Consider the following 12,330-nt stretch of genomic DNA (forward strand, 5'->3'; position numbering starts at 1 on the left):
AGGGAGGGTGGGAAGCTTACAAAGTGTAGCACTTGTGCGAAAAACACTCCATCGGCCTTCCCTGACGCAAGCAGGGCCTGGGCCGTCATGGGCCATCAGGGGCCGGGTGCAACTTGCCTACGCCTGTGTTTTCCGGAGGCTTCGGCATCCAGCCGATCGGCCAGCTCATACAGCACGCCATGCCGCAGTGCGCCATGCGTCACGCGCATGCGCTCGATGCCCAGGCTGGAGAAGATCGCCCGCATCACGCTCATGCCGCCGCCGATCATGGGGCGCAGTTCTTCCTTGAGCCCGTCCATGTTCACGCGGCTGACATGCCCTGCACGCAGCAACTGCGCCTGCAGCCAGTCCAATCCCTGCCGCGTGATCCAGCCGGCCGTGCCATCGGGTGCATGGGCCAGCACCTTGACGATGGCACCGGCTGTGCCGGAGGACCCATAGGCATGGCTCCACTGCCCGGCGGCAAACCGCGCGGCTTCGGGCGCAATGATGTCGGCCACCGCCGCTTCGGCCTGGGACAGTGCCTGGGCCGACAGCTCTCCATCGGGAAAGTGGCGCAATGCCCAGGTCACGCTGCCGAAGGCGAAGGAGCGTGCCTGCAGCACCTGCCGCTGCTGGCCAAGGCACAGCTCGGTCGAGCGGCCACCGATGTCCACCACCAGCCGCCGCTGGGGACCGGGCGGCAGCAACTGGGCGACGCCGCGATAGATCAGGCGCGCTTCTTCCTCGCCGTCGATGACTTCGATGGCGCAGCCTAGGATGCGCTGGCCTTCGTCCAGGAAGACCTGGCGGTTCGATGCCTCTCTCAGCGTCTGCGTGGCCACGGCACGAACGCGGTGGCGGGGCAGGTCGCCCAGCACCTGCGCATAGCGCTCCAGGCAGGCCCAGCCACGCTGCATGGCCTCCAGGCTCAGGGCTCCCTGTGCGTCCAGGGCGCTGCCCAGGCGTATGGCTTCCTTGCGGTGGCTGAACAGCTGTACCTTTGCGCCGTCGCTGCGGGCCATGGCCAGCAGGCAGCTGTTGGAGCCAATGTCGATGGCGGCCAGGCGGCTTTCGGGGGGATTGGAAGAGGGCATGCGCGAAAGGCGGACGACGACACGGCTGCGGCAGGTTTGCAGCAGCCAACGCCATCCAGGGGGATGGCAGTGAGCTTAGCACCCTGGCGATACAGCGTGGCCCTCGTGGCTGCGTGACCTGGTCATGACCTTTGCATGACAGCGACAGCGCAGCCATTCCTTGCCGGAAGTCGCTTGTATGACAGGTGTCATGCGTGGGCGGGATTTATGTCATGAACATGTCACAAACCCGGGGCAGACTGCCCGAATCCCCGGTCCACGGGGTGACTACCGGGTCCTGCACAGGCCGGGCCCCTGCATCCATGCCCCAGACATTCACGCCGATTCCCGCCAGCGCCTCTGCCGCGCCTGCCGAACCAGAACATGAACAGGGGCTGCGCACCATGCCCGCAGGGCCGGCCTCGCTGGGCATGGCCCGCGAGACAGCGCCCATACCCGTCTCTGCACCCTTGAATGTCCCGATGATGCCCCTGGCCAAAAGCCTTTCCACCGCCCTGCTGGAATTGCAGGGCCAGGCGATGCCAGCGTCTGCCCCGGTCTCTGCTGCGGGGCTGGTCGCCGCGGCATACACTGGCCTGTACGCCACAGCCGAAAGCGGTGAAGTGCAACAGCAGCAGCAACAACAGTTTCTGGACCGCGACCATTGCATCCTGGCGTTCAACGAACGCGTGCTGGACTGGGCTGTGCGCGAGGATGTGCCGCTGCTGGAGCGGCTGCGCTACCTGTGCATCGTCTCTTCCAATCTCGACGAATGGTTCGAGGTGCGCTGCGCCCCCCATGTGACGGCGGCCAAGGCCGGCGACGCCAAGGGCCTGTATACGCTGCAGAGCTTTCGCTCGCTGATGGACAAGGCGCATGAGCTGGTATTGCGCCAGTACACGCTGTACAACCAATCGCTGATTCCTGCCTTTGCGGGGCAGGGCATACGCGTGGTCTCCCATGGCGAGCGCAGCAGCGCCCAGCGCAAATGGGTGCGCGAATACTTTCTGCGCGAAGTCCAGCCCCTGCTCATGCCGGTGGGCCTGGACCCATCCCATCCATTTCCCCAGGTGGCCAACAAGGCGCTGAACTTCATCGTGCGCCTCAAGGGTGTCGATGCCTTTGGCCGCGCCAACGAGGTGGCCATCGTCAAGGTCCCGCGTGCCTTGCCTCGCCTGGTGCGCCTGCCGGAGAAGATCGCGGGCAAGCAGCGCCTGTTCGTGAGCATCTCCAGCATCGTGCGCGCCCATCTGGTCGAGCTGTTCCCGGGGCGTGAGGTGGCGGAGTTCGCGCAATTCCGTGTCACCCGCCATTCGGACCTGGCGGTGGATGAGGACGATGTCAGCGACCTGCGCATGGCGCTGCGCCAGGGTCTGCACCACCGCCACTACGGCCAGGCCGTGCGGCTGGAGGTGTCCTTTGCCTGCTCGCCCATGTTGTCCGACCTGCTGCTGGGCCAGTTCGGCCTGCCGACCGAGGCACTGTTCCGCGTCAAGGGGCCCGTGAACCTGGTGCGCCAGTCGCAGCTGGTCGATCTGGTCGATGACCCCGCACTGCTGTTCCCGCCGTGGCGGCCGGCATGGCCGCGCCAGCTGCAGCCGGGCCGCTCGGTGATGGCCCAGATCCGCAAGCGTGATGTGCTGATCCACCAGCCTTTCGAGAGCTTCGACGGCGTGCTGGAGCTGCTGCGCGAGGCCGTCAACGACCCCGAGGTGCTGGCCATCAAGCAGACCATCTACCGCACCGGGTCCGACTCCGAAATCATGCAGTTGCTGGCCGAGGCCGTGCGCCGCGGCAAGGAGGTGCTGGCCGTGCTGGAGCTCAAGGCCCGCTTTGACGAAGAGGCCAACATCAACTCCGCCGAGAAGCTGGAGGCCCTGGGCGCCCAGGTGGTCTACGGCGTGCTGGGCCTGAAGACGCACGCCAAGATGCTGCTGATCACGCGCCGCGAAAAGCGCAGCGGACAGCTCAAGCGCTATGGACACCTGTCCACCGGCAATTACAACGTGCGCACGGCGCGCCTGTACACGGACATCAGCCAGCTGACCTGCGATGCGCAGATCACGGCCGATATGGATGCCGTATTCAGCCACCTGTCCAGCCACAACCGCCTGCCCAAGCTGCACCAGCTGGTGATTGCGCCGTTCCAGCTGCACGACCGCATGCTGGCGCTGATCAACCAGGTGGGCGAGGCGGCGCAGCGCGGCGAAGAGGCGCGCATCGTGCTCAAGATGAATGCGCTGACCGACGAACTGCTCATGCAGGCCCTGGTGCGTGCCGGCCAGCAGGGCGCGCGCATCGATCTCATCGTGCGCAGTGCCTGCATGCTGCCGCCGCAGCGCAAGGGCTGGACCGACAACATCCGCGTGCGCTCCATCATCGGCCGTTTCCTGGAGCACTCGCGCGTCTTCTACTTTGCCTGGGGCAAGCAGCAGGAGCTGCTGCTGTCCAGCGCCGACTGGATGAACCGCAACATGATGCGCCGGGTGGAACTGGCCTGGCCCGTGCGCGACCCCGTGCTGCGCCAGCAGGTGATAGACGAATGCCTGGTCGCTGGCCTGTATGACAACCGCGATGCCTGGACCCTGGAGGCCAATGGCGCCTACCAGCGTGCACCCTATCCGACCACGGGCCTGGGTGCGCAGCGCGCCTTGATGGAGCGCTACGGGCCCCAGGTCTGAGCTGCGTCACGGCCGGCCGCCCCGCGCCATCCCCCGGCGCAAGCCGAAGCGGGTGGCCGTGCTCAGTGCAGATGCAGCTGCAAGGTCCAGGGCGTCTTCTGCCAGGCCACGGCCTCGGTGCGTAGCAACTGGGCGGACTGGGGATAGCTTTTGGCCCAGCCTTCCGGCACGGTCAGGTGAAAGACGCTGTCCGAGCGATGCAGGCGCATGCCCTGCAGATCGGGGTCACGCCGGGCATGGCACAGCTGCACGGCCAGCCGCAGTGCCAGCAGGGGCCAGGCCACGGCCTGGTCCTCGATGGCGGCTTCCAGCTTGCGCAGCTTGCCCTGGTGGCCGAGCACGAGCTGTGTGATGCGCGCGCGCAGTTCCACAGGCCATGTCGCGGCACCGCAGTGCTCGGTGATGTAGGCACCGTGCCGGTGGTAGGCGCTCAGGGAGATGCGCATGCCGATCTCGTGCAGGCTGGCAGCCGTGTCCAGTGCATGCGTGGACAGGACATCGGGCGGTTGTTGTGCGTGCAGCGATTGCCAGGCCCAGCGTGCCACCTTGCGCACGCGCAGCGCATGCGGGGCGTCAATGCCGAAGTCCTGCTGCAGCGCGGCAATTTCGGCTGCCTCGCGGTCGGCGGGGGGCTCGTGCTCCAGCAGGTCGTGCAAAACGCCCTGGCGCAGCGCGCCCTGGGCGACTTCCAGTTCATTGATGCCCAGCAGGCCCAGGGCCGCAATCAGGATGCTCAGGCCTCCGGCGATGACGGCGCGGCGGTCTTCCTTGAGTCCGGCCAGCCGGATGCGGTCCACATGGCCGGCCTCCATCAGCTGTTCATGCAGCCAGCGCAGGCTGTCGGGCGTGATCAGCCCGCCGGAATATCCGTTGGCAGCCAGGATGTCGCCCACGGCGTTGGCCGTGCCCGACGAGGCATAGGCGCAGTCCCATGCAGTGGCCGGGTAGGCCGAGACGGTCTGGGTGAGGGCCGCCTGTGCGGCCTTGATGGCGGCCGAGAAATGTGCGCGCGACAGCGTGCCTTCGCCAAAGAACTGCGTGCTCCAGGCGACGCTGCCTATGGGGTAGGAGGCCACCTGGCGCGCCTCGCCATGCTGGCCGATGATGACTTCGGTCGAGCGGCCGCCAATGTCCACCACCAGGCGCCGCTGCTGCGAGGGTGGCAACAGGCTGGAGACGCCGCGATAGATCAGCCGGGCCTCTTCCTCGCCCGAGATGACCTCGATGGGAAAGCCCAGCAGGGCGCTGCCGCGTGCGATGAAGACATCGCGGTTGCGGGCCTCCCGCAGGGTTTGTGTGGCCACGGCGCGGACCTGGTCGGCAGGAAAGCCGGCCAGGCGCTCGCCAAAGCGTGCCAGGCAGTCCCAGCCGCGTTGCATGGCCTCGTCGGTCAGCTCATGGTGCTCGTTGAGCCCATTGCCCTGGCGCACGGTCTCCTTGAGATATTCCACGCGCTCTATGCGCTGGTGGCTGCCGACGCGGCCTATTTCTAGGCGAAAGCTGTTGGATCCGAGGTCAACGGCGGCGAGCAGGGATTCTGGTGCCATGAAAGAAACGCCAATCAAGATTCGTCGAGCAGGAGTGCGCAGCGGTGCCGGGTGGCAGGGCTGCGCTTGTCTGGTGCCAGCTCGTGCGAGGCACAAGACTAAGACGGAATTGTGACACCGCGATGACCTGGGTCTTACAGACTATGGCCCAGCATTTGTGACGCCTTTTCTTCGTGTCATATCAATGTCACAAAGCCTTCTTACAGTCCAGTCATCGCATCTTTCAACCCCTAAGAGGTCTGTACATGAAGTTGTCTGTGATTCACATTCTGGTGGCTGGTGCTCTGTCTGCGGGCGGTATGGGCCAGGCCCTGGCCCAGCAGGAAGCCACCGGCGCCGGCGCCAGCTTCCCTGCGCCGCTGTACTCGAAGTGGGCCGCCGATTACCACAAGGCCACCGGCGTGAAGATCAACTACCAGTCCGTGGGCTCCAGCGCCGGCATCAAGCAGATCGAAGCCAAGACCGTGGACTTCGGTGCTTCGGACGAGCCGCTCAAGGACGACGAACTGGCCAAGAAGGGCCTGGTGCAATTCCCCACCGTGATCGGCGGCATCGTGCCCGTGGTCAATATCAAGGGCATCCAGCCCGGCCAGCTCAAGCTGACCGGCCAGGTGCTGGGCGACATCTACCTGGGCAAGATCACCAAGTGGAACGACGAGGCCATCAAGGCCCTGAACCCCGGCGTGACCCTGCCTGACGCCACCATCGCTCCCGTGCGCCGTGCTGACGGCTCGGGCACCACCTTCGGCTTCACGAACTACCTGTCCAAGGTCAATGCCGAGTGGAAGGAAAAGGTTGGCGAAGGCAAGGCCGTGAACTGGCCCACGGGTGCCGGCGGCAAGGGCAATGAAGGCGTGGCCGCCTTCGTGGGCCGCCTGCCCAACTCCATCGGCTACGTCGAGTACGCCTATGTCAAGCAAAACAAGCTGACCTACACGCAGCTGCAGACCGCTGGCGGCGCCTTCGTGTCGCCCGACGACGCCACCTTCAAGGCCGCTGCCGCCGGTGCCGACTGGGCCAAGAGCTTCTACCAGATCCTGACCAACCAGCCCGGCAAGGATGCATGGCCCATCACCTCGGCCACGTTCATCATCATGCACAAGGCCCAGGACAAGCCCGCACAGGCCGCTGCCTCGCTGAAGTTCTTCGAGTGGGCCTACAAGTCCGGCGACAAGACCGCCACCGACCTGGACTACGTGCCCATGCCTGACGCAGTCAAGAACGTGATCTTCCAATCCTGGGGTCAAGTCAAGGACGCCTCGGGTACCGCGATTTCCCTGAAGTAAACCCTGAAAAGGGGCCGTGGCGCACCGCCGGCAGGTGCATCATGGCCCCCCTGATCTCCCCACAAACCGCGAATAAAGGCGCCTCACGTGTCCACAACGTCGCCCTCGAACTCGCTGGCCGCCTCTGCACAGGCTTCCCAGCGACGCACACCTTCTCCGCTACGCCCCCCGATGCTGTCGGGGCGCGTGGCGGATCGCTTGTTTGGCGCTCTCGCGCGTCTGGCCGCGCTGCTGACGCTGGGCCTGCTGCTGGCCATCCTGGCTTCGCTGCTGGTCGGCGCCTGGCCCGCCATCTATGAATACGGCCTGAGCTTTCTGGGTCGCAGCGTCTGGGACCCCGTTCGCAACGAATATGGCGGCTTGGTCATGATTTACGGCACGCTGGCCACTTCGGCCATCGCGTTGCTGATTGCGGTGCCCGTGAGCTTTGGCATCGCCCTGTTCCTCACCGAGCTGTCGCCCGCCTGGCTCAAGCGCCCGCTGGGCACCGCCGTCGAGCTGCTGGCCGCCGTGCCTTCCATCGTCTACGGCATGTGGGGCCTGATGGTCTTCGGTCCCGTGCTCTCCACCTATGTGCAGCAGCCGCTGCAAAAGCTGTTTCAGGGCGTTCCTTATCTGGAAGCCTTCGTGTCCGGCCCGCCCGTGGGCATCGGCATCCTGTCGGCCGGCATCATCCTGGCCATCATGATCATCCCCTTCATCGCCTCGGTGATGCGCGATGTGTTCGAAGTCACGCCTGCCCTGCTCAAGGAGTCGGCCTACGGCCTGGGCTCCACGACCTGGGAAGTGGTCTGGAAGGTCGTGCTGCCCTACACCAAGACCGGCGTGCTCGGTGGCGTGATGCTGGGTCTGGGCCGTGCGCTGGGCGAGACCATGGCCGTCACCTTCGTGATCGGCAACATGAACCAGCTCAACTCGCTGTCGGTCTTCGAGGCTGCCAACAGCATCACCTCGGCGCTGGCCAACGAGTTTGCCGAAGCGGGCGAAGGCCTGCACCAGGCTTCGCTGATCTATCTGGGCCTGGTGCTGTTCTTCATCACCTTCGTGGTGCTGGCCTGCTCCAAGGTGCTGCTCAACCGTCTGCAGAAGAATGAAGGAGCCCGCTCGTGAGCAGCACCTCCACCAAGATGATCAATGCCGCCGAACTGACGCGCGTGCGCCAGGCTAAGTACGCCAAGCGCAAGCGCGTGAACCAGGTGGCGCTGACCCTGTCGCTGGCTGCCATGGCCTTCGGCGTGTTCTGGCTGGTCTGGATCCTGTGGGAAACCATCACGCTGGGTATCGGCGGCCTGAGCCTGGCGCTGTTCAGCGAAATGACGCCTCCGCCCAATGAGGCGGGCGGCATTGCCAACGCCATCTTCGGCTCGCTGATCATGGTGGCGCTGGCCACCTTCGTCGGCACGCCCATCGGCGTGATGGCCGGTGTCTACCTGGCCGAATACGATGCGCGCGGCTGGCTGGCCAATACCACGCGCTTCGTCAACGACATCCTGCTGTCGGCACCTTCCATCGTGATCGGCCTGTTCGTCTACACCGTGGTCGTGGCGCGCTTCAAGAGCTTTTCCGGCTATGCGGGCGTGGTGGCGCTGGCGCTGATCGTGATTCCCGTGGTCATCCGCACCACCGAGAACATGCTGGTGCTGGTGCCTGCCAGTCTGCGCGAAGCGGCCTACGCGCTGGGCACGCCCAAGTGGAAGGTCATCATCATGGTGACGCTGCGTGCAGCGCGTGCCGGCGTGATCACCGGCGTGCTGCTGGCCGTGGCCCGCATTGCCGGGGAAACCGCTCCGCTGCTGTTCACGGCGCTGAACAACCAGTTCTGGAATGCCGACCTGTCCAAGCCCATGGCCAGCCTGCCGGTGACGATCTTCAAGTTCGCGATGAGCCCCTACGAGAATTGGCAGCAACTGGCCTGGGCCGGCGTGTTCCTGATCACCGTGGCGGTGCTCGGTCTCAATATCCTGGCGCGGTTCCTGACCCGCCAGAAGTAATGCAGCAATAAGCAATCAACAAGGACAAGGATCACGCAATGACTGCGACCTCTTCCACCGCGCTGAACTCCTCCAAGCTGACGGTTCGCGACCTGAACTTCTACTACGGCAAGTTCCACGCCCTCAAGGGCATCAACCTGGACATCCCCGAAAAGAAGGTCACGGCCTTCATCGGCCCGTCGGGCTGCGGCAAGTCCACGCTGCTGCGCACCTTCAACCGCATGTTCGAGCTGTACCCCGAGCAGCGCGCCGAAGGCCAGATCATGCTGGACGGCGAGAACCTGCTGACCAGCAAGCAGGACGTGGCGCTGATCCGCGCCAAGGTGGGCATGGTCTTCCAGAAGCCCACGCCGTTTCCCATGTCCATCTACGACAACATCGCCTTCGGCGTGAAGCTGTTTGAAAACCTCAGCTCCTCCGACATGGACGACCGTGTGGAATGGGCACTGCGCAAGGCGGCCCTGTGGGGCGAGGTCAAGGACAAGCTGCAGCAAAGCGGCTCGGGCCTGTCCGGCGGCCAGCAGCAGCGCCTGTGCATCGCGCGCGGCATTGCCATCAAGCCCGAAGTGCTGCTGCTCGACGAGCCCTGCTCGGCCCTGGACCCGATCTCCACGGCCAAGATCGAGGAGCTGATTGCCGAGCTGAAGAACGACTACACCGTCGTCATCGTGACGCACAACATGCAGCAGGCAGCGCGCTGCAGCGACTACACGGCCTACATGTACCTGGGCGATCTGGTGGAATTCGGAGACACCGAGCAGATGTTCTTCAAGCCCCAGCGCAAGGAAACGGAAGACTACATCACAGGCCGCTTCGGCTGAGCAGGAGCAATCGATGAACGAAAAACACCTTTCCAGCCAGTTCGACAGCGAACTCAACCGCGTCTCTGCGCGCGTCATGGAGCTCGGCGGCCTGGTCGAGTCCCAGATCCGCCAGGCGGTCTATGCGCTGTCGCGCTTCAGCATCGAGGCCGTGGAGCAGGTCGATGCCGCGGAAAAGCGCGTCAACGCCATGGAAGTGGAGATCGACCACGAGCTCTCGTCCATCATCGCCCGGCGCCAGCCCACGGCGCGCGACCTGCGCCTGCTGATCGCCTTCTCCAAGGCCACGGCCAATCTGGAGCGCATGGGTGATGAAGCGCACAAGATGGCGCGCATGGTCAAGTCCATCATCGAAAGCGGTGCTGCGCGCTCCCTGCCCACGGGCGACCTGCGCACGGCGGCCGAGATGGCCTCGGGCCTGCTGCGCAAGACGCTGGACGCCTTTGCACGCCTGGATACCAAGGCTGCCGTGGCCATCCTCAAGGAAGATGATCTGATCGACCAGGAGTTCGACGGCTTCGTGCGCAAGCTCATCACCTACATGATGGAAGACCCGCGCACCATCTCGGCCAGCCTGGACCTGCTGTTCCTGGCCAAGGCCATCGAGCGCATCGGCGACCATTCCAAGAATGTGGCCGAGCTGATCATCTATCTGGTGGAGGGCAAGGATGTCCGTCACCAGACCATGGATGCCATTGAGTCGGCAGTGCTGTAAGTGCCGGAGGCGAACAACGGATGAAGAAGATGCCCATGGTCCTCATCGTCGAGGACGAGCCCGCCATCGCGGAGCTGATCGCTGTCAACCTGCGGCACAACGGCTTCCAGCCGGTCTGGGCCGAGGATGGCGTGACGGCTCAGCGCGAGCTGGATGCCGTGCTGCCCGACGTGATCCTGCTTGACTGGATGCTGCCCGGCGCCAGCGGCCTGTCCCTGGCGCGCAAATGGCGCGCGGACAGCCGCACCAAGGCCGTGCCCATTCTGATGCTCACGGCGCGCGGCGATGAACCCGACAAGGTGGCGGGGCTCGATGCGGGCGCCGATGACTACATCACCAAGCCCTTCTCGACCCAGGAACTGCTCGCGCGCATCCGTGCCGTGCTGCGGCGCCGTGCGCCCGAGCAGATTCAGGACAAAGTCAATATCGGCGAGCTGGTGCTCGATGCCGCCGCGCACCGCGTGAGCTGGCAGGGCGACATGATCAAGGTGGGGCCCACCGAGTTCAAGCTGCTGCACTATCTGATGAAGCACCCCGAGCGCGTGCACAGCCGTGCCCAGTTGCTGGACAAGGTCTGGGGTGATCACGTCTTCATCGAGGAGCGCACGGTGGACGTGCACGTCAAGCGGCTGCGCGAGGCGCTGGGCATGGCCGGTGCATTGATCGAAACGGTACGCGGCGCCGGCTACCGGCTCAGCGCGCAGGCGCTGGCCTGAGGCCTTTTTCCGCATGAATCCACGCATGGCCTTCACGGGTCATGCCAGGGCGCCGCTGCCCCGGGCAGCGAATACAACGCAAAGAAGGCGCAAGTATGGGTTGGCGAGGTTTTCGCTTGTTGGCGTCCCAGATCGCGGGCGCATTGCTGGGCTGGTGGCTCTGGGGCGTCATGTCCGCCTCCAGCCCCGGCATGGCCGCCCAGGCCGTGGCGGCCCTGACGGGGGCGCTGTGCGCGGGCTGGATCTGGTGGCTGGTGGACAGCTGGAACGCCATGCGCCTGCTGTCCTGGCTGCGCCAGTCGGAGCTGCGGGAGGCGCCCGAGCTCAGCGGCATCTGGGGTGAGGCCAGTGTGCGCATGCGCCGGTGGCTGCGCCAGAGCGTGCAGCAGGTGCAGCAGGGCGATCAGCGCCTCAACGACATTCTTTCCGCCCTGCAGGCCAGCCCCAATGGCGTGGTCCTGCTGGACGCCGATGGGCGCATCGAATGGTGCAACCAGATTGCGGCGCGGCAGTTCGGCTTCGATGCCGAACGCGACCTGCTGCAAAGCATTGGCAACCTGGTGCGTGACCCCGAGTTCAGCGCCTATTTCGCCACCCAGGATTTCTCACGCGACCTGGTCATGCAGGGCCGCGAAAGCACGGCCTCGCGGCCCGTCAAGCTGTCGGTGCAGCTGTATGGCTATGGCGAAGGGCGCAAGCTGCTGCTGGCGCGCGATGTCACCGCGGTGGAGCAGGCAGAGGCCATGCGCCGCGACTTCGTGGCTAATGTCTCGCATGAAATCCGCACGCCGCTGACCGTGCTCGTGGGCTTTGTGGAGACGCTGCAGAACCTGCCGCTGGAGCCCGAGGAGCGCAACCGCTACCTGGGACTGATGGCCCAGCAGGCCGAGCGCATGCAGCATCTGGTGGAAGACCTGCTGGCGCTGTCGCGCCTGGAGGGCAGCCCCTTGCCCAGCAGCAACGAATGGGTGCCCGTGGCCCAGCTGATGCAGCGCTGCGAGAACGAGGCGCGCGGCCTGTCTTCCATGCTCACGCGCAAGCAATCCCTGCCGCATGCGCTGAGCTTTCCGTCGGCCGAGATGCTGGCGCAGGCCGGTGAGGTGGCCGGCGCCAGCGCCGAGTTGCAAAGCGCTTTCTCCAACCTGCTGGCCAACGCCATGCGCTACACGCCGGCAGGCGGGCGCATCGAGGTGACCTGGGAGAGCCTGCCTGATGGATCGGCACGCTTTGCCGTGCAGGACTCCGGGCCAGGCATCGAACCCAAGCACCTGGCGCGCCTGACAGAACGCTTTTACCGTGTGGACCGCAGCCGTTCGCGCGATACCGGCGGCACGGGCCTGGGCCTGGCCATCGTCAAGCACGTGCTGCAGCGCCATGGCGCCAAGCTGGGCATCACCAGCGCGCCGGGCCAGGGGTCGGAGTTTTCCGTGACCTTTCCGGCCAGCCGCGTCCGCATCGCGGCCCCAGGCACACGCGAAGTCGGCGAGGCCCGCGAAAGCCGCGCCGCATAGGCGTGGC

Annotated in this window: 10 protein-coding genes; 8 read left to right on the top strand and 2 right to left on the bottom strand. The window is 65.4% G+C overall.

What is annotated here, in order from left to right:
- Positions 1-95: 95 nt before the first annotated feature.
- Positions 96-1,076, bottom strand: a complete 981-nt coding sequence (locus tag LGR64_RS05715) for a Ppx/GppA family phosphatase (RefSeq protein ID WP_013801468.1) — start codon at positions 1,074-1,076, stop codon at positions 96-98.
- 212 nt (positions 1,077-1,288) lie between these two features.
- On the opposite strand from LGR64_RS05715, the gene ppk1 reads away from it, so the two are divergent.
- Positions 1,289-3,736, top strand: coding sequence for a polyphosphate kinase 1 (gene ppk1, locus LGR64_RS05720; RefSeq protein WP_034396140.1), 2,448 nt, complete (start codon positions 1,289-1,291; stop codon positions 3,734-3,736).
- 62 nt (positions 3,737-3,798) lie between these two features.
- Here the strand turns inward: ppk1 and LGR64_RS05725 are convergent, their stop codons facing one another.
- A complete protein-coding gene (locus tag LGR64_RS05725; RefSeq protein WP_141834541.1) occupies positions 3,799-5,283 on the bottom strand; it encodes a Ppx/GppA phosphatase family protein in 1,485 nt (494 codons plus the stop codon).
- A gap of 245 nt (positions 5,284-5,528) precedes the next feature.
- On the opposite strand from LGR64_RS05725, the gene pstS reads away from it, so the two are divergent.
- The 7 genes from pstS (at position 5,529) to phoR (ending at position 12,323) form a co-directional block, all read left to right on the top strand.
- The gene (pstS, locus tag LGR64_RS05730; RefSeq protein ID WP_012206717.1) at positions 5,529-6,569 is read left to right on the top strand and encodes a phosphate ABC transporter substrate-binding protein PstS; all 1,041 of its coding nucleotides are present in this window, start codon (positions 5,529-5,531) and stop codon (positions 6,567-6,569) included.
- 171 nt (positions 6,570-6,740) lie between these two features.
- Positions 6,741-7,679 carry a phosphate ABC transporter permease subunit PstC gene (gene pstC, locus LGR64_RS05735; protein WP_012206716.1) on the top strand — a complete coding sequence of 313 codons (939 nt, stop codon included), beginning with the start codon at positions 6,741-6,743 and terminating at the stop codon, positions 7,677-7,679.
- 17 nt (positions 7,680-7,696) lie between these two features.
- Positions 7,697-8,560 (top strand): phosphate ABC transporter permease PstA, encoded by an 864-nt coding sequence (gene pstA, locus LGR64_RS05740; protein WP_034398840.1) that lies wholly within the window; start codon positions 7,697-7,699, stop codon positions 8,558-8,560.
- 38 nt (positions 8,561-8,598) lie between these two features.
- The gene (gene pstB, locus LGR64_RS05745) at positions 8,599-9,381 is read left to right on the top strand and encodes a phosphate ABC transporter ATP-binding protein PstB (protein WP_012206714.1); all 783 of its coding nucleotides are present in this window, start codon (positions 8,599-8,601) and stop codon (positions 9,379-9,381) included.
- Positions 9,382-9,394: 13 nt separating this feature from the next.
- Complete coding sequence (gene phoU / locus LGR64_RS05750; RefSeq protein WP_012206713.1) at positions 9,395-10,096, top strand: phosphate signaling complex protein PhoU; 702 nt, start codon at positions 9,395-9,397, stop codon at positions 10,094-10,096.
- Between the two features lie 20 nt (positions 10,097-10,116).
- Positions 10,117-10,812: a phosphate regulon transcriptional regulator PhoB gene (gene phoB, locus LGR64_RS05755; protein ID WP_012206712.1), complete on the top strand. Its 696-nt coding sequence runs from the start codon at positions 10,117-10,119 to the stop codon at positions 10,810-10,812.
- Between the two features lie 116 nt (positions 10,813-10,928).
- Positions 10,929-12,323, top strand: a complete 1,395-nt coding sequence (phoR, locus tag LGR64_RS05760) for a phosphate regulon sensor histidine kinase PhoR (protein ID WP_012206711.1) — start codon at positions 10,929-10,931, stop codon at positions 12,321-12,323.
- Positions 12,324-12,330: the final 7 nt, after the last annotated feature.

The organism is Delftia sp. Lp-1 (assembly GCF_020523835.1).
In the GTDB taxonomy this organism is placed as follows: domain Bacteria; phylum Pseudomonadota; class Gammaproteobacteria; order Burkholderiales; family Burkholderiaceae_C; genus Comamonas; species Comamonas acidovorans.